The 17956-nt window shown below is 70.8% G+C and carries 12 protein-coding genes; 4 read left to right on the top strand and 8 right to left on the bottom strand.

Annotated elements, in window-relative coordinates:
* Positions 1-70: 70 nt before the first annotated feature.
* On the top strand, positions 71-745 hold the full coding sequence (locus ACFU9P_RS27370; RefSeq protein ID WP_376382781.1) for a PAS domain-containing protein: 675 nt from the start codon (positions 71-73) through the stop codon (positions 743-745).
* A 523-nt stretch (positions 746-1268) separates the two neighbouring features.
* Here the strand turns inward: ACFU9P_RS27370 and ACFU9P_RS27365 are convergent.
* The 7 genes from ACFU9P_RS27365 to ACFU9P_RS27335 form a co-directional block, all read right to left on the bottom strand.
* A complete protein-coding gene (locus ACFU9P_RS27365; RefSeq protein WP_384085661.1) occupies positions 1269-1967 on the bottom strand; it encodes a hypothetical protein in 699 nt (232 codons plus the stop codon).
* Between the two features lie 389 nt (positions 1968-2356).
* Positions 2357-3352, bottom strand: coding sequence for a sporulation protein (locus ACFU9P_RS27360; protein ID WP_384085658.1), 996 nt, complete (start codon positions 3350-3352; stop codon positions 2357-2359).
* Positions 3353-3497: 145 nt separating this feature from the next.
* The gene (locus ACFU9P_RS27355) at positions 3498-7343 is read right to left on the bottom strand and encodes an SAV_2336 N-terminal domain-related protein (RefSeq protein ID WP_384085655.1); all 3846 of its coding nucleotides are present in this window, start codon (positions 7341-7343) and stop codon (positions 3498-3500) included.
* A gap of 11 nt (positions 7344-7354) precedes the next feature.
* Positions 7355-8434, bottom strand: coding sequence for an AAA family ATPase (locus tag ACFU9P_RS27350; RefSeq protein WP_384085652.1), 1080 nt, complete (start codon positions 8432-8434; stop codon positions 7355-7357).
* 29 nt (positions 8435-8463) lie between these two features.
* Positions 8464-10482 carry a hypothetical protein gene (locus ACFU9P_RS27345; protein WP_384085650.1) on the bottom strand — a complete coding sequence of 673 codons (2019 nt, stop codon included), beginning with the start codon at positions 10480-10482 and terminating at the stop codon, positions 8464-8466.
* Entirely contained in the window at positions 10479-11777 is a 1299-nt protein-coding gene (locus tag ACFU9P_RS27340; RefSeq protein WP_384085647.1) for a hypothetical protein, read from the bottom strand. Before ACFU9P_RS27340 ends, ACFU9P_RS27345 begins: the two co-directional genes overlap by 4 nt.
* Before the next feature lie 124 nt (positions 11778-11901).
* On the bottom strand, positions 11902-13488 hold the full coding sequence (locus tag ACFU9P_RS27335; protein ID WP_384085644.1) for a hypothetical protein: 1587 nt from the start codon (positions 13486-13488) through the stop codon (positions 11902-11904).
* A 389-nt stretch (positions 13489-13877) separates the two neighbouring features.
* Between ACFU9P_RS27335 and ACFU9P_RS27330 the strand changes: the two genes are divergently transcribed.
* Both ACFU9P_RS27330 and ACFU9P_RS27325 read left to right on the top strand, forming a co-directional pair.
* On the top strand, positions 13878-15146 hold the full coding sequence (locus ACFU9P_RS27330; RefSeq protein WP_384085641.1) for a hypothetical protein: 1269 nt from the start codon (positions 13878-13880) through the stop codon (positions 15144-15146).
* An 80-nt stretch (positions 15147-15226) separates the two neighbouring features.
* Positions 15227-16039, top strand: a complete 813-nt coding sequence (locus ACFU9P_RS27325; RefSeq protein WP_384085843.1) for a M23 family metallopeptidase — start codon at positions 15227-15229, stop codon at positions 16037-16039.
* Positions 16040-16177: 138 nt separating this feature from the next.
* Here ACFU9P_RS27325 and ACFU9P_RS27320 read toward each other — a convergent pair whose 3' ends face one another.
* Entirely contained in the window at positions 16178-16891 is a 714-nt protein-coding gene (locus tag ACFU9P_RS27320) for an FAD:protein FMN transferase (RefSeq protein ID WP_384085840.1), read from the bottom strand.
* 275 nt (positions 16892-17166) lie between these two features.
* Between ACFU9P_RS27320 and ACFU9P_RS27315 the strand changes: the two genes are divergently transcribed.
* Positions 17167-17925 carry a response regulator transcription factor gene (locus ACFU9P_RS27315; protein ID WP_384085837.1) on the top strand — a complete coding sequence of 253 codons (759 nt, stop codon included), beginning with the start codon at positions 17167-17169 and terminating at the stop codon, positions 17923-17925.
* Positions 17926-17956 lie beyond the last annotated feature (31 nt).

Raw genomic sequence — 17956 nt, 5'->3', positions numbered from 1 at the left:
ATTCGACGCATAGCGTCGCTGTCAATTTCCAGAGAACCGGGGGACCCGAAAGGATGGCGGTCTCGTGGCGATTGCTGCACTTGCAGACTCGGCGCAGCTCAACCCCAGCGAACTACCCGACCAGGACGGGCACGGAGGTGCCCAGCAGTTCGACCAGCCGGGGCTCTGTATGGCCTCGCTCGACCCGGCTCTGACCATCCAGCAGGCGAACCAGGAGTTCTTCCGCCGGTTCGGCGACTCCTCGTCCGATCTGTGCGGCCGCAGCTTCCGCGAGCTGGTGCACCCCAGTGTGCAGCAGCCGCTGATGAGACAGTTCTCCCGGCTGGTCGAAGGCAAACGGCAGCGGTTCGCCTCACATGTGGTGGCCCTCGGGCCGGAGGACTCCGCGTTCGCAGGCACCCTCACGGCCGCGGCCGTCAGCGGGGAAAGCCCTGACGTGGCCGCGATCCTGGTGCTGATGCGCTCCTCGCAGGACTCGGCCGACGCGGGCGTGCTGACCAGCCAGAAGAAGATCCTCACCGAGATCGACGCCCGGATCCTCGAAGGCATAGCGGCGGGTCTGTCGACCATTCCGCTGGCCTCACGGCTCTATCTCAGCCGGCAGGGCGTCGAATACCACGTCACCGGTCTGCTCCGGAAGCTGAGGGTTCCCAACCGGGCCGCCCTTGTCTCGCGTGCCTACTCGATGGGCGTTCTCAACGTCGGCACCTGGCCGCCCAAGGTTGTCGAGGACTTCATCAAGTGATACGGCCGGTCCGCCGGACCGTAGGGACTGGCCCGGCGCGAAGGTTTCCGCCCGCACAGAACTGTGGACCCCCATCGGGGCACCGCTGCTCTGTGCGGGCTTCCGCGTTTTCCGCGGGACCCGGCGGGGCGGCACCGCGGGCTTATCGGCGTAGAACTGTCCCTACGCCTGCCCGTTTCTGACCGCCCGTTGCCTGTTCGCGCGATCATGGAGCCCACCGTAATTGTGCTCCGAACGCCGGGTTTCCGGTTATGAATTCGAACAAATTGACCGCCGTGTGGTTTTACTCACCTGGCCGTGTGGTTTTAATGCCCGATTCGACCGGCGATTTCTGATAGGGCTCCGACGGGCCGGTCCGGGCATCGGGAACCATGATCCGGTGTGCGACGCACGCAGATATGTTTCCCTGACACAGTGCACGACCGGCCTTTCCCGTACATTGCCCGGTATTCCGGCCGGTGACAGCAGAATCCGGACCGACGGTAACCGCCTCCGGGGCCGGGCGGCCCCGGACGGTCCGCCGTCAGTCCTGGACAGCCTGGTAGAGACCGCGGCCGGCGCGATGGGCCCGCGACGAACCGACAAGGCGGTCGAGGGTGCTCCGCACGGCGTTGATACTGCCCGGACTGTCGTCCCGGCCCAGCACCTGCGCCACATCACGGGCCCGGACCGGGGTGTCGCCCGCGTCGGCCAGGACCGTGAGGATCTGCTCGGTCAGACCCCCGGCGGGCTGGTCCTCCGTACCGGCGTCCGCGACGGCCTTCTTCGCCGTGCGCCGCTTCCGCTCCTTCGGCGCGTCCTCGGCCGCGGCGTCCTCCGCCGCCTTCCGGCCCGCGCGGGCCCGAGGAATTCTGGGACGCACGGGCGCTTCATCGGCTTCTGTACCGGCGGTCTCCGTACCGGCGGTGTCCGTACCCGCTTCCGAGTCCGCTTCCCCGGCGGGCGCCTCGGCCGACGGCTCCGCGGACTCCCCGGCCGGGACGTCGCCCTCCGCCGGTGCCACTGCCTCCGCCGCCTCGGACGCGCCGCTTTCCACCACCCGGGGAGCGAGTGACAACGCCTGCAAGGCGCTCAGTGCGGCGCGCACCGAGTCCAGGCGTTCGGTGACGGTCGCCAGTTCCGTCTGAAGTGTCCGCTGTTGTGCTTCCAGCTCGGGGAGTTCGCCCAGGAGGAGCGCTGTGGTCGCCTCGATGCTGCCCGGTGCGCCGGATACGGATGTCATGGTGTCGCCCTTTCGTTCCGGGTCACCACTTGACCCGTCGGTGACCGCTGTACAGCAGCCTAGGGTGTGTCGTGTTGGGTCGGTCAACACACGGCCCACTGTCGTTGTCGCCGGGTCAAGGCGAAATGCGGACATCCCCGGTGGCTCAACAGCACCACGGACGGAAGACGCTGCTGTTACGGCATGACACCGGACCTGGTCCGATGACACCGAAGGTCTGCACCTGGTGTATTCGCCAGTGTTTTCGCAACTCGACCGCAAGTCACCGGTGGGCGCGTCCAGTTCGGCCTTGAGCCGGGCCGTGTCCTGCCGTTCGTGGTACGGCTCGGCGGCCGGGGATTGTGCCCGCCCCCGGCCGCCGTCACCTCCGTACCGAGGTGCTCAGGAGGTCACTCGTCCTCCGAGCCCTCGTCCTCCTCCTCGCCCTCGAAGGCGTCCCCGATTTCGTCGATGATCTCGGCGGCGACCATGCCACCCACCACACCGGCCGCCACACCCACGGCGGCTCCGGCGATCACCGCACCCGTACCGGGACCCGAACGGTGGTGGGAGTCGTGGTGCGTGCCGTGATGGGCGTACGAACCGTGGCCGGAGTGGTGCGTGGAGTGTGTGCCGCGGCTCCCGACGAGCTGCCTGATCCAGCGGTCGACCTCGGCGTTCCAGTCCAGGTGCGGGACGTTGTGGTGCGAGACGGTGAACCGGTTGAGCGCGTCATGCCCTTCGGAGAACAGGCCGCCGCGCTTGTCGGCCTCGATGGCGACCTCCATCCCTTCGGGCGTGGCCAGGAACGTCACCTCGATCTCGTTCAGCGCGTGCGCGTACCGAGCCGGCGGGGTCAGCTCCAGCTCCTGGTAGAAGGGAAGCCGCTGGCCCGTGCCGCCGATGCGCCCGAGCTCCAGATCGGCGGACCTGAACCCCCAGCCGAGCTGCCCGAGCGCCTCCAGGACGGCTTCCTGAACCGGCAGCGGGGAGACGGACAGCGGGTCGAGATCGCCCTTGTCCCGCGCGCCCGCCACCGCGAGTTCGGTCCGTACCCCCAGCACCACACCGAGGGGCTGGCCGTACAGCTCCGTCAGCGGTGTCTCCCACGGAACGGTCAGCGAGAACGGGACGGTGAACTCCGCGCCCTCCGCCAGCCGGAAACCACCCCCGATGGTGACACGGTCGAAGACAACCGTGCCCTCGGTCTCCTCGTCGTGCCCCTCGGCCTCGACTCTCGCCACCAGATCGAGGGTGATCTGCTCGATCTCCGCGTCCGCCTGCCCGCCGAGCAGATTGACCCGCCCGGTGAGCGTGCCGCCCGGTACGACGGACCCGGCGTCCAGCACGGTGTCGACCGAGGGACCGCCGACCCCCAAGGATCCGAGCAGCTTCTTGAACACCATCGTGGCGTTCACTCCTTCATATGATGCGTACAGAGTGCGTTGGTCCTGGCCCGTGGGGGAGTGCCCGAGGGCGGGACGCCATCGGAACTACCGTGCGGGGCAGGGTAGTTCCCCATTCTCGGCCATGCGCGGCGGGAGGTGGCGGTCATACGGGGCCGGAGGGCGGGGTGCGCGCCGGGACGGCCAGGGCGAGGTTCGCCACCGACGAGTAGTGGTTGACGTGCAACTCGGGGGGCGGCAGTTGACGGTGCCGCGCCGCGTCTCTGAGCTGATCGAAGAGCGTGTCGAAGGAGAGCACTCCCGTGCCATCGGCCGTCGGTGTGCCTAGCGCGCCGATCAGGGCCTCGGTGAAGGGGGTGTGAGACTCACCCGGTCCGGCGGCTCGCGCATGAGTGGTACGTCCCGACGCCCCCAGGAGCCAGCTTTCCTGCCTCGCCCCAGACCTGCCTTCGTACGTGACGGCGGCTCCCGCGTAGGAGCAGTCGAGAATGAAGACACAGCGACGGGCGCGGCTCTGCGCGGCGATGCGGTGCAGATGAGCCAGGGAGACCGAGTTCGACTGCCATCGCTCCGGATCGGTGGACGAGAGGTACAGGGCGAGGTCTTCATCGTCGCGGGAGGAGTGGCCGACGAAGTAGATGAGGAGAACGTCCTCCGCCTCCGAGGCCGCACGCTCGATCGTTTGGAGGACCTCACTGGGAGTACGGGGATCCTGTACGCGCGTGACGTGGCGTGGATCGAAACTCCCGTCCGGATCGCCGGGAGCCAGGACATATGCCAGGTCGGCCAGGTTGGCGCGTACCTCAGGCAGATTGCTCAGCCCGGGGTCTTCGTACGAGGCGGCGCCGATGAGTACGGCCCGGGAGCGTGCCGGATCGGGGAGGAGCGGATGACGGCTTTCGGCGGCGCCATCGGGGTTGGCCGGGTCGAACCCTGCGACCGGAGTCGCCCAGAGCTGGCCGGCTCCGCCGCGAGAGGTCACCAGACCCACGACCGCCCCCGAGCTGTCGAGAACCACGGATCCCGACATCCTGGTGGGCAAGACGGTCCGAGCGGATGAGGACAGGCCCGGCACCTCCAGCATCATGTCGGACGGAGCATGGGGTGACATTCCGGAGAACCGCCCGACGAGCGACCACCGTTCGGTCTCGTGCGAGTTGGCGGTGAGCGTCAGCGGAAACCCGAAGATCTGGACGCTGTCACCGGGTTCGGGAAGGTGCTCTGCGAGATCGGGCGGTTCTTCGCTCCTTGACAGCGTGGTGGGGCTCATCACTTGCAGCACCGCGAGGTCCCGCACCTCGTCGAACCAGGAGACGGAGGCCCGGGATTGAACGTCTGTCGGCCAGGGCGTCACCTCGACCGATGCGCGCATTCTGCCTGAAAGGCCACGCAATTGATGGGCCGTGGTGAGAATGCGGCGCCCCCCCATCACCACACCCGTACTGATGCTTTCTCCCGTGCTGACCCTCGCCAGGCGCGGTCCGATGTCCGGCCAGCGCTCGGGCCGCGTTTCCTCGCGGTAGGACTGCAACGTGTGGAAGGCGAGTTCCGGCATCGCATAGAGCGGCAGGTCGCGCGTCCCCTCGACACGTACCAGCCCCGGTGTCCCGGGCCCGGGCGTTGTGGCGTATCCGAGTGCCTGCTCGAACCAGTCGGCCCGCTCCTCCTTCGGCACGATGTGCAGCGTCGCGGTCCGCTGACGCAGCCTCTCAGCAGGCATGGCCGGAGGCTGGGACGAACTCCGTGCGTCCATCAATGCGTTGACCAGGGCACGCGCTGTGGCAGGAGCGCTCAGGTAACGCCGGATCAGCCAGGTCGCCCCGCTCAGGGACCGGGGGACGAAGCCCGATGGCTCTTCTTCCCGTGCGCGTACGAGTCGCGGATCGCTGGCCTCCATCGTGCGCAGCACCGCCATGTCCTGGGAGCTGAAACGATCGGAGACCCGGACCAGGGACACCGCGGAGTCCCGTTCTCTGGTCAGCAGCTGCCCGCCGCCGAGCACCACGACCGGCGCCCGTGTCCAGTCCCGTGCCACCGCCCCCAGATCGTCGTCCCACCCCTCGTACGGCCAGAGCCGGTCCAGCCACACCACCGTGCGCGGACGCACCCGGGCCAGCCCCGCTTTCACTTCCGCCACGCTCCGGGGTGCCCACAGCCGCCAGTTCCGCGGCAGTTTGCGCACCGCCTCCCAGGCCGAACGCGAGGTGCCTGAAAGGCTGTTGCTCACCAGTTCGACGAACTGACTCCCGCCCGAAGCCGCCAGAGCCATCAGATCCGCCAACTCACGGTCGTGCTCCCGTTCCACAAAGGCAGGCAGCACCGGCAGCCCCTCGACCCCCTCCACCTCGATCGCCCGATGGACCCCGAACTCCAGCGGGTCCGTCACCTCCTCCAGCGGGCGTCCGATGCCCTCGTCCTCCCGCACCGCAGCAGGCCGTACCGCGAACGGGATCTCGCCCTCCTCCACAAGCTGCCCGCCGGGGCCTGAGTCCGCGCTCCCCTCCGACGCCACCCGCGTTGCCGGGAACTCGCCCCCGCCCGTCGGCGGTCGGTCCACATACGCCGCGATCTCCCGCCGTACCACTTCCTGCACCGTCGTGATCTCGTGCCGCAGTTGGGAGCCGAGCAGCGCCTCCCGTACCCCCGGTCGGAACTCGAAGCGGAACCGGTCCGTGTCGATCTCCCGGTGGCCGCCCCGCCAGGGTTCGAAGAGGCCCCCTAGCGCGACCTCCGCGAGATGGCCGTGCTCCGACTCCCTGAGCATGACCCGGCGTACGAGCGTCATGATGGGCAGTGTCAGCGGTACGGCGGACAGATAGCCCGCCAACTCCTGTGCCACCGGCGACGCGTCGGCCTGGAAGCGGCGTACGGTCTGGTCGGGACCGGTCTCCCCAAGGGGCTCGTGATCGGAACCGGGCACGGACTCAGCGCCCGACGCAACATCCCGCGCCACCCGGTCGATCAGCAGGCACGACATCCTGCTCCACCGCCCGCCCCCCGCCACCAGATCGGCCAGCGCCGCGAACCCCGCCGGGCTCACCTCCACCACCGGTACCGCGATCCGGCCCGTCAGCGGTCCGCGCGTGCGTGTTCTGCTCCGGCCCAGCCGCCAGGTGGCGTTGGGCGCGGCCGGCCTTGCCGCTCGTACCAGCAGTCCGGACGGACGGCCCGCGCCCCGGTTCCAGAGCCGCCGGGGCAGGACATTCAGGACCGCAGTCGGCCCGTGCGCCGCCCACTGGCGCAGCATCGACTCGACACCGGGCCCGCTCCACCCGTCCGCCACCGTGTCCGTCAGCACCAGCACCAGGCGGCGGCCCGAGGGATCGGAGATCTCCCGGGGGCGGCGCGGCTCCCCGCCCGTCGGGCTGGTCACTTTGGGCGTGCCGCCCGCCTCCGTACCGCTCAAGTACCAGATCCGTACATCGCGGAAGATCCCGGTCTGCGTGATCGTGCGGCACAACTCGGTCACCAGGTCGTGCCAGAGCAGCATCGAGTGGTGCGTGTCCACCACCAGGGCCAGCTCCAGCCACCGCCCTCGCACGGGCTTGAGCACCGGCAGCACCATGCGCTGTTCGATGCTGCTCCGGACGCTCAGCTCCTCGTCCAGCTCCGTCCTGCCGCCCTCCGCCGTCCGGCGGCCGAACGGGCGCAGTGCCCGCATCAGCCCCAGCGGGTCGTCGAGCGCCATCGCCCGCCGTACCAGCACGGGTTCACCGCGCCGCGCGGGTCCGTCGCCCGGCGCCGCCCCCTCGGCCGATGCCGGGCCGTACAGCTCGTCGCCCGGCCCGAGAGCGTCCGACTCCTGGAACACCGGCTCCCCGCCGGGCACCGGTGCGGGCTCCACGCCCTCCGCCGGCCCGTCGTCGCCCGGCACCGACGGCCCACGGCCCGTACCGCCGACACGCTCGGCGAGCCACAGGATGTCGGCCAGCTCCTCCGGGCCGGCGTCCGCGCCCGACTCCTCCAGGAGGCGCAGCAGGTGCTCCATCATTCCGCGCGCCCCTACGCGGACGGCGCGCCGGTGAGCTGCTGCAGGACCGTCCCCAGGAACCGCTCACGCTCCTCCGGGTCCGGCCACGCCCCGCTCAGCCTGAGCTGCACGGCGTTGAGCAACTGGTCCGTGGCGAGGTCACCGTCCATCCTGCGCTTCAGGAACGCCTCGACCAGATCGCCGTACCGGTCGTCGGCGGCCGGGTCCAGACCGAGCCGCTGCCGTACGATCCGGGTCAGCTTCTCCCTGCCCGGCGGCGCCATGTGCAGCCGGATGCAGCGCCGCAGGAAGGGCGGGGGAAAGTCGCGTTCGCCATTGCTGGTGAGCACGACCACCGGGAACGCCCGGCACTTGACCTGCCCCTTCTCCACCCACACCCGCGGGTTCGGATCGTCGTGCGTCCCGATCCGTACCCTCGGCTCCTGACCCGCGACCCGCGCCAGTTCGGGAATCTCGAAGAACCCCTCCTCGAAGACGGTGAGCAGATCACCGGGCAGATCGATGTCGCTCTTGTCGATCTCGTCGACCAGCAGCACCCGGGGCTTCTCCTGCGGCAGCAGCGCGGTGCCCAGCGGTCCGAGACGCAGATACGGGGCGATCGACTGATCGGGGACGGGGGCGTCGGCCTCCCTGGAGGCATGCAGATGGCCGAGGTTGGCGTCGTGCAGCCGGCCGATCGCGTCGTACTGGTACAGACCGTCGCGCAGGGTGCTCCGGCTGGTGACCGGCCAGTGCAGTACGGGCCCCAGCTCCAGGTCGGCCGCGATGCTGTACGCGAGCGTCGACTTGCCGACACCGGGCTTGCCCGTCACAAGCAGCGGACGGCGCAGATACAGCGCGGTGTTGACCGCGTCCTTCTCCTCCGCGTCCGGTACATACCCCGAACCGCGCCGGTCCGTCTCCGGCCACGCCGGGTCGGTGCTGTCCGGCGGTACGTACTCCGGGTCCTGGTCGCCGGTGAACTCCCGCCAGGGCGGGAGCTGTTCGGCGAGCCGCTCGCACTTCCGCATGGCATCGCCGGGTCCCTGGTAGATCCACCAGTCCTTTGTGCCGGTGGGTTCCGTGTCCGTACCCGTCGCCGCCGCACTCATACTCGTACTCCCGCTCATGCCCTCACCACTCATGACAACGACCGCCTTTCGGGTACGCGCTCGGGGTCGTCCCACATCAGCGCGAGGGGACGCGGGGACTGATGTGCCCGCTGCGGGCCGGGGATCCGTAAGGTCCTCAGGACGGCAGGCAGTTGGCGTACGTCGATGCCCGCATCGGCCCCGGCCGCCAGTTCCGAGGACAGTTCGGTGTCCTCCGTACGGCCGTCGCGCCGCCAGACCGCGATGGGCACCCCGGCGTCCAGCACCGCGTCCAGCGCGTCCATCAGCCGGTCCTCCGACACCTCGGCGAGGACACACACCGGCGGCTCGGCCGCCTGGAGGAAGACTCCGAGCATCGAGGACACATCGTCGTCGCGCACCTGGTGCACCGCCTTCCGGTCCTCGCCGCCATGCGTCTTGAACCAGTCCCACTTCCGTCTCCAGTGGGAGTGGGCGATCCCGGTCCGTTCGTCGGGGCAGCGCACCATCACCTCGTAGTGGGAGCCCAGTTCGATCGTCCTGTCGGCTCTGCCGATCGGCAGGCCCCAGCACTCGAACGCCTCGCCCAGCAGCTCGTACGGCACATGGAACTCGATCCGGGTGAGCCGGTCGGCGGAGCCGGCCAGCAGCTGTTCGCCCAGCTTTTCCCGGACAGTCGCCATGGGCAGCGGGCGCTCCGACTCCCACACCGTCTCGAACGCGGAGTTGCGGTACAGCCACATCCGCACCCAGTGCACCTCGTCCGCCTCGGCCTCCTCCGCCGTCAGCCGCACATGGAGCGCGGTGCCCTCGCGCGCGGGTTCCGGCGGCGCGGGTACGGGCGCGGCGCCCAGCCGTTCGCGGGTGGTGTCCACCCAGGTGTCGGCGCTGCGTGCCCAGGCCGGATCGTCGGAGCGGGCCGCGAGATGCCGTACGAAGGGCAGTGTCAGCGGCATGTCACGCTGTCTGCCCTGCCGGTTGTCGAGATCGCGGGCGATGTCGGTGAGCCCGCCCGGGGGCAGACTGCGGCGGGCCGGGGGAGCGCAGCCGGTCACCTCGAAGGCCCAGAGATAGGCGTCGCAGGCGAAGGGCGGGATATCCCGGTTGCGCAGCAGCGCGCCCAGCTCCGTCCAGGCGGTCTGGTCGAGACCGGGCGCACCGGGGCCGCCACCGTCCGGCCCCGATTCGGTCCAGGCATCGCCCAGGACCGCCGAGCCGCTCCAGTCGCGTCCGATGACGAACTGCGGTTCCTGCCAGGCGAGTCCACGGCTGCGCAGCAGATGGAAGTCGGCCTGTACGGAACGTGCGATGCCCACCAGTCCCTGCACGGTCTCGTCCAGGGACCTGCCGTCGAGACGGCGCAGCAGTGTGTCGGTGAACTGGCCCGCGCCTTTGTCGGTGAGATTCTGCGCGACCTCGCCCTGGTGGGAGGCGTAGAGCGTGAACTGGCGCCGTTCGGGAACCGTGCCGCCGACGCCGTACGCCGAGGAGCCGAAGGCGAGTTTGGCCGCCCGGCCGGTGTCGACCCGGCAGGCGTCACCGATCGCTATCTGCCGGTGGAAGCGTCCAGGCGGCAGTCGGCTGCTCTTCCACCAGCGCAGGGCCTCCTCCAGATTGAGGTGGGAGGTGAAGTCCTTGGTGGCATCGGCGTAGGGGAGCAGCATCCGGTGGGACTGGTCGAGATAGCCGTGGCCGGCCCAGTAGAGCCAGAGCAGATCGCCGTCGCAGGCGGGCAGCTCCTTGAACAGGATCCGCTCGATGTTCTCCTTGGTCGGGAGCTGACGCACTGTCAAGTCCTGCTCGGAGTCCGTCCGTTCGAGGGGTGACACGAGGAGCCGTACGTTGTCGGCGGGCACCCCGGCCTGGCCGGTGAGCCAGCCGGCGAACCGCTCGGCGTCGCGGGCCGCGCCCGTCAGATTCCAGCGGTGGCTCACCTCGTACGACTCGATGCCCACGACCAGTGCGAAGACCCGGCCGGGATCGATCGGGGTCCAGGAGTCCGTACCCGTACCCGCCTCCGCTCCCAAGGCAGCTTCGGCGGCGGCTCGGGCGGCGTCCACCGCGGTCATCGCGGCGCCTCGATCTCCTCCGCGATCCGGTCGTACACCGCGTCGAGCTTCCAGTACGCGCCATGGCTGACCGGGAACGGCTGGCGGCTGGACACCTCGTAATCGACGACCCGCGGATCGTCGGCGAACACCGGCTCCGCCCGGTACGCCAGGAGGTCCTTGCGGTCGTAGATGTTGAGCCAGCGCGGAAAGCCGGGCGGCAGGGCGGTCGCCGTCGGCGGGAGCCCGGTGAGCGCGCCGAGTTCATGCAGGAACGGAGCCTGCGAGCCGACCGTCACCAGCAGCTCCGGCTTCGGCAGCGGGGATTGCTCCATCGCCGCCAGGGCATAGAGGTCGACCAGGGCGATCCCGCCCAGGCTGTGCCCGATCAGCACGGTCGGTTCGGCGGGCCCGGCGGGATCGGCGTCCCCGGTGATCAGTTCCGCGAGATGGTCCCGCAGGGGACCGCCGCGTGCCTGGTAGCGCAGGATGTCGCCGAGCTTCGGCACGTTCTTCCGGGTGATCGGGCCGCGCCACAGGTCGAGTACGGGCTGGGTGGTCATCCGCAGGGCGAGCGTGCCCAGTACGGCCGCGGCCCGGCCGCCCGGTACCCGGCCCGTACCGCCCAGCCGGCCGGCGACGAGATCGACCAGCCGGTCGCGTTCGTCACCCGTGCACAGCGCGTCCTCGCCAGCGGCGGCCAGCGCGGCGGCGACAACCGCGCGGCTCGCGGCCGTCGCGACCTCCCGGCTCGCCGGCACGTCCAGCGCGACCGCGCATGCCTCGCCGAACTCGGCGGAACCGGCGACTTCCGTGAGCGCGGGACCGTAGTGCGTGTCGAGCCCGGTGGTCCGCAGCAGTACGAACAGCTCGTCGGAGGAGGGGAGTTCGGCAGCGGGCAGTGCGGCGGGCGGGGGTTCGGCGGAGGGCAGTTCGGTGGAGAGCGCCGTCAGCAGTCCGGCCACCATCTCCCCGGCACTCCGCACACCGGGCATCCCGAGACCGTCGTCCTCGTCCTCCGGAAGCTCGGCGAGCACCCGCAGCTCACACAGCGGATCGGTCAGCAGGAGCAGCCACTCGGCCGCCTCCTGGTCCGGTGGCCCAGCCACTGGACCACCGTCGGCCGCGCGTGTTCCGTCGATCCCGGGGATCGACCTGCCCCCGGCACTGAGAGTGGCGCCATGCGTGCCGCCCCAGTAGCAGGGGACGAAGGAGGCGTCCGGGAAGCGTTTGGCGAGTGCCGTGGTGATCAGGGCGGACAGCCGGTCGTAGCGCTCGCGGCGCACACCGGTCCCATGGACGAAAATGAACCGCACGCGGACAAGCCCCCGATTCTTTACTGCCAGTCAGAAAATGAGGATAGTCCGTGAACGGCCACCGGGCAGGCGCTTGCGCCATTGCCCGTACGGCACAAGTGCCCCGTGGCAGCGCCTCGTTGGCTCAACAAGTGCCGGGGCGGGCGTACACCGTGATCCGGGCCTCTGTCACCGTACGGCTTCCGCACTCCTCGAAGTGGTCACGCAGCGTCTCGCGTTTGACGACCTCCCCCTCGGTCTCGTCCAGCGGCTGCCCGGGCAGATCGTGTACGGCGACGATCCGCGGGGCGGCCAGGATGCGGGCCCGGATCCGGCCGGGCGTCAGCTCCGTACCGTGCAAGGTGTCCGAGGCGACCGGGGAACGGTCCAGCGCGAGATCCGACAGCCCCCGGAACTCCTCGGGCCGCGCCAGCGTCCACACGCGCCGGCGGGCCGGCATGAAGAGCAGACCGTCCCCCGGCCGCCCTGACTCCCGTACCGCCCGCGCCACCGCGACGGCGTCGTTCGGACGGCTCTGCGGAGTCCGCAGAAGCGCGCCCACCGGGAACAGCGCGGCCAGCGCCGTCCCCGCCGCCGCCACGGTCACCGCCCCGCGCAGCGCCCGGGGCCGGCCGGCCCCGCGCCAGATCCGGTCGAGCGCGGCGCCGACGAGCAGAGCGAGGCCGATGGTGTACGAGAGGACATAGCGGTCCACATACAGCGGCCGCACCGGGATCAGCAGGATGAGCAGCGCGGTGGGCAGGACCAGCAGGGAGAGCGCGAGCGTCCGCAGCGCCACCGGCCGCTCCGTACCGGACCGCACCCCGCCGGCGGGCACCCCGCCGGCCCGCACCCCGCTCGGCTGCCCCGCGCCGGAGGACCACCCCGCGCCCGAGGACCACGCGGGCCCCAGAACCCGCGCGCACATCAGCCCCAGCAGCACCGCGATCCCCCATCGCGCCGTCTGCCAGGGGTCGGGGAAGCCGATCCAGTCGACCTGTCCGGACTGCGTGGCGCTGAAGGCCGCGAGCGGAAGCACCCCGGCGATCACACACCCCGCAGAGATGCCCCAGCCGCGGATCACCGCGCGCGGCAGCCCGGACCGGAACACCGCCGCCCCATGGGCCAGCAAGGTCACGACCGCCAGTTCATGGAGCAGACAGGCGGTCAGCAGCAGGGTGGCGTAAGCGGTCCAGCGGAGCTTTCCCGGCCGGGCGAGCGCGGACGGCAGCAGACAGGTCGCCCAGGCGATCAGTATGCAGACCAGCGCGTACGAACGCCCCTCCTGCGCATACCGCTGCACCGCCGGGATCAGCGGGAAGACCAGACCGGCCAGCACCCCGGCGCGCGGCCCGGCGAGATTCCGCCCGAGCAGGGCGACCGCCACCGCCGCCGCGGCCACCGCCACGACGGACGGCAGCCGCAGGGCCGCTTCCCCGCCGTCCCAGAGCGCGAACACCCCGTGCATCAGCAGGTAGTAGAGACCGTGCACGGCGTCGGCGTGGCCCAGCGTGCGCAGGAGCTGCGGAACGCCGCGGTGCGCCATCTCGTACGTGACCGCCTCGTCCGCCCAGAGCGTGCCCCGGCGGCGGATCCCCCACAGCCCGAGGGCCAGCGCCAGGGTGAACGGCGCGAGGGTGAGGGCGAGGGCGAGCGCCGTGGCCCGCGACGGCTCGCTCCGCGGCAGTGCGCCGGGCACCACCTCCCGGCCCGGTTCCACTGGTAGGGACACAGATCGACCATGCGTGCCGCGCCCGGTGTCCGCGAGCAGGGGACGGCCAATGGGTGGCACCGGGCCCGCTCGGAGAGCCGCCGAGGCCTCGAACCGCCCCTGCCGGAAAGGCTGTTCGGCGTACCCCCGGCGCACCCCGGTCGACTGCCGTCCGTCTGCCGTCCGCCCGCCCGCCGGACTCCCGCCGGACGGGCCCGTCGTACGTGAAGAACCCCGGCAACTCTTGTTGTGGACATGGCGGAATCGCTACGGTGTGCCGGGTCGCGCCGCCCCGGCGCGACCCGTTCACCAGACCCTGCGCCGGCCGCCCCCCACGCGTGCGCCACGGGAACCTCCTGCGTGCGCCACCGGGAAGGCGTTCGCCCGGCCCGGAACGCGAAAGGCACCCGATGCGCCAGAGACGTCAGCTCCACCGTTCACTGACCGGAGCCCTGTCCGCACTCGTCTGTCTGGGGCTGGCGGTGACCGCGCCACCGGCCGGGGCCGCCGACACCCAAAAATCCACGCGCGTAGCGTCCGGCGCCGCGCCGGCCCCCGTCACCTGGAACGCGGGTCTCTCCCGCGTCGACGCCGACGATGTCAACGTCCGCTACACGCAGGGCGCACTCCGCGTACAGCAGCGCGGCTTCCGTCCCGCCGCCGAGGGCGGCGAAGCCGGTTACGGCTCGCAGGTGCTCACGCCCAGGACGCTCGACCGTCCCGTCAACCGGGTCAAGGCGCGGCTCTCCGCCGACGTCCCCTCCGGAGCGCGCGTGGCCGTCGATGTCCGGGGGCGCGCCGAGGACGGCTCCTGGACCGAGTGGCGCGAGGCCGCAGCCGACGGTGCCGCGGTGACCCTGCCCCGTACCGTCACCGCCGTCCAGGCCCGAATCACCCTCTGGGACACCGAAGGACGGATACGGGTCCGCGGTCTGCGGCTGACCGCGGACCAGGGTCCCGAGGCGCGGACGCCCCGCGCCGCCGCGGCGTTCAGCGCCCGGGTCTTCGCCACCCGCGAAGGGCTCGTCGGCGGGACCACCGCCAACGGCCATGTCATCCAGCCGAACGACCACTTCGTGGCGCTGCCCTCGCGCCGCGGCCTGTCGCCCAACGGCAGCGGCCAGTACTCCGTCCAGGTCTGCGGCCCCGCCCGCTGCGAGACCGCGCCCGTCTGGGACGTCGGCCCGTGGAACATCCGGGACGACTACTGGAACCCCTCCTCGGTCCGGGAGAGCTTCAAGGACCTGCCGCAGGGCAAGCCCGAGGCGCAGGCCGCGTACGAGAACGGCTACAACGGCGGACTCGACGGCTCGGGACGGCGGGTGCTCAACCCGGCCGGCATCGACCTCGCCGACGGCACCTTCGCCAATGTCGGCCTGCGGGACAACGGATGGGTGACCGTCACCTACCTCTGGACCGGCTCCCAGACCGGCAAGTCCTTCCCCACCTGGGGCACCGACGTACGCATCAGGCAGCAGGCCACGACGGCGTCCCCCGAGGTGGCGCGGCTCGCCGGGCCCACGCAGGTCAACGTCAAGTGCCAGGTCCACGGCCAGCGGATCACGGTCGACGGCATCACCAATGACGCCTGGTCCTATCTGCCGGACTACGGCGGTTACATCACCAACATCTACATCGACGTCCCCGAGCAGTGGCTGCCGGGCGTTCCGCAGTGCTGACCTCGCCGAACAGCCCGTACGGCGCCGCGCACCGGCGCGCCCCCGCACACCGCCACGGCAAAGGAGCACTTCCGATGCGTATGCGTTCCCGACGGCCGCTGACCGTCCTCGCCGCCGTGCTCCTGGCGCTCGTCGGCCTCGCCGCCGTCCCCGCCCAGGCGCGGCCCCAGCCCGGCGCGGACACCGCGCTCGCGGCCCCGAACTTCAAGGCGCCCTACCCGTGCGGCCAGCGGTGGACCCTCAGCCACCACTCCGCCGAGGTCCGCCGGGCTCTGGACTTCGTACGCGCCGACGGCGGCGCGACCGCCGGCACCCCGGTCCTGGCCTCCGCCGCCGGCACCGCGACGCGGATGTCCCAGCCCAGCGGCGCCGGAAACTACATCGTCATCGACCACGGCGGCGGCTGGACCACCTACTACTTCCATCTGGCGTCCTACTCGGTGCCCAGCGGCGCCGCCGTCGCCCAGGGCCAGCAGATCGGTGTCACCGGCTCCACCGGAAACTCCACCGGGGCGCACATCCACTACGAGCAGCTCCTGAACGGTGTGGGCCAGAACATCGTCATCAACGGGGCGGGCCTGCCGTACCCCTCGCAGTACAACCAGTCGTACCTGACCAGTGACAACGGCTGCGGCGGGGGCGGCGGAAGCAACTTCCGCACCTGGGGTACGGACATCAGGGTCAGGGCCGACGCCTATCTGACCTCGCCGGTCGTCACCGTCCTCGCCGGACCGACCAATGTCGTGGTGCTCTGCCAGAAGCAGGGCAGCACCGTCACCGCCGAGGGCTACACCAACAACTGGTGGAGCAAGCTCCGAGACCAGGGCGGCTTCATCTCCAACATCTACATCGACCATCCCGCCGCCCAGTTGCCGGGCGTGCCCGTCTGCTGACGGCTCCTGGACCGTACGGCAGGGCAGCCGACCAGGCCGTACGGCCGTACGACGAGGCCCCCGCCCCGGGGGGACACACCGGGGCGGGGGCAGTCAGAGGCGGACTCCGCGGAACGGGACCCCTGCGGAACGGGGCTCCTACGCGGGGAACCCCGCGCTCCGCCAGGTCTCGCCGTCCGCCGTGACGGCCAGCAGCTCGTACCCGTCCTGCGACGCGATCCACGACCGCGCCAGATCACCCATCGCGAAGGCGGCCGTGGCGAAGACGTCCGCCCGGGTGAGATTCGGGCCCGCCACCGTGGCCGACAGCAGCTCGGACGCCGGCAGGCCCGTACGGGGATCGATGATGTGGCCGCTCCGCTCCGCCGAACCCGAGGTAGCCACCGCCAGATCCTGGCCGTGGACCACCGCGATGAGCTGGTCCCGGTAGATCGGGTGGGCGACACCGACCCGCCAGGCCACTCCCGGCGACGCCTCGCCCCGGAGCTGGAGATCGCCCCCGGCGTCGATGTACGTGTTGCGCGCCCCGGCCTCGTACAGCATCGACGAGGCATGCTCCACCGCCCACCCCGTGACCACACCGGACGGATCGAGCCGGCCGCCCGCGGTGGCGGTGAAGAATCCGTCCGTGTCACGGGCCGCCACGTCGCACAGCGCGAGGACCTCGGCCACCATCTCCGGGCACTGCTCCAGAGTCGTCTCGCCGTGTGCCAGCCGGTTGATGGTGCTGTCCGCGCGGTACGTGGAGAACACCGCGTCCACCTCGTGCAGCCAGAGCACCGCGTCCGTGAGAGCACGGCCCACCTGCTGGGTGACCGGGTCATGGATGTCGAAGGAGAACACCGTCCCCATGGCGTGCTCGAAGTGCCGTAGACCCGGATGAGGACTCTGCCTGCTCTGCGGGTCCTGTTGGGTGATCACCGCGTTTCCCTTTCGGAGAGGCATGCCGCCGTGGAGTGGCATACCGCTGTTTAGTGGCGTAAGTCACACCGTCGCAAGCCGACCTCTGAGGAACCTCTGAAGACGCCCGGCAGGCCCCGGGCCCGGTCCGTGCGCGCCGCCACGCCGGTGACGCGGGGGCCCGCCTGCCGGTGTCGGTGATCACGGCGAGGGAAGCTGTGTCCACCATGCACAGTGACGCCAGTGACGCCTTTGACGCGAGCTCCGCCGCCTCTCCCGTCCTGAGCAGGCCCGACGGCACCCCGGTGCGGGTCCTGGTCGTCGACGACGAACCCGACCTGACCGAGGTCCTCGGCGCGGCGCTCCGCTATGAACAGTGGGACGTACGGAGCGCGGGCGACGGCGCCTCGGCGGTCCGTATCGCCGGTACGTTCCGCCCCGACGCGGTCGTGCTCGACTGGATGCTGCCCGACATGAACGGCCTGCGGGTCCTGCGTGAGCTGCGGGCCGTCCTGCCGGACGTCTGCGTGCTCTTCCTGACCGCCCGCGACACCGTGGAGGACCGGATCAGGGGCATCACCGCAGGCGGCGACGACTATGTGACCAAGCCCTTCAGCCTGGAGGAGGTGCTGGCGCGGCTGCGCGGACTGCTGCGCAGGGCCGGTATGGCCCGGGAGCCGGGCGGCGACCGGCTGGTGGTGGGGGATCTGGCGATGGACGAGGACACCCGCGAGGTCAGCAGGGCGGGCGTCCCGGTGGAGCTGTCCCGTACCGAGTTCGAACTGCTGCGCTTCCTGATGCGCAACCCACGCCGGGTGCTGTCCAAGGACCAGATCCTGGACCGGGTCTGGTCGTACGACTTCGGCGGCCAGGCGCATGTCGTCGAGCTGTACATCAGCTATCTGCGCAAGAAGATCGACGCGGGCCGGACCCCGCTGATCCACACCGTGCGCGGGGTCGGTTACGTACTGAAGCCGGACGCGTGAGCGGCGTGGACCCCGGCGGACCCGCCGGTCC

It is taken from the genome of Streptomyces sp. NPDC057617, assembly GCF_042800555.1.
Taxonomy (GTDB): Bacteria; Actinomycetota; Actinomycetes; order Streptomycetales; family Streptomycetaceae; genus Streptomyces.
Note: the sequence above shows the minus strand (reverse complement) of the source record. Positions and strands in the feature narration are given on the sequence as shown.

Coding starts and splice junctions, on each gene's coding strand:
- ACFU9P_RS27325 (WP_384085843.1), top strand. CDS start 15,227: ATGCGTTCCCGACGGCCGCTGACCGTCCTCGCCGCCGTGCTCCTGGCG.
- ACFU9P_RS27360 (WP_384085658.1), bottom strand. CDS start 3,352: ATGGTGTTCAAGAAGCTGCTCGGATCCTTGGGGGTCGGCGGTCCCTCG.
- ACFU9P_RS27315 (WP_384085837.1), top strand. CDS start 17,167: ATGCACAGTGACGCCAGTGACGCCTTTGACGCGAGCTCCGCCGCCTCT.
- ACFU9P_RS27330 (WP_384085641.1), top strand. CDS start 13,878: ATGCGCCAGAGACGTCAGCTCCACCGTTCACTGACCGGAGCCCTGTCC.
- ACFU9P_RS27355 (WP_384085655.1), bottom strand. CDS start 7,343: ATGATGGAGCACCTGCTGCGCCTCCTGGAGGAGTCGGGCGCGGACGCC.
- ACFU9P_RS27345 (WP_384085650.1), bottom strand. CDS start 10,482: ATGACCGCGGTGGACGCCGCCCGAGCCGCCGCCGAAGCTGCCTTGGGA.
- ACFU9P_RS27320 (WP_384085840.1), bottom strand. CDS start 16,891: ATGGGGACGGTGTTCTCCTTCGACATCCATGACCCGGTCACCCAGCAG.
- ACFU9P_RS27350 (WP_384085652.1), bottom strand. CDS start 8,434: ATGAGTGCGGCGGCGACGGGTACGGACACGGAACCCACCGGCACAAAG.
- ACFU9P_RS27365 (WP_384085661.1), bottom strand. CDS start 1,967: ATGACATCCGTATCCGGCGCACCGGGCAGCATCGAGGCGACCACAGCG.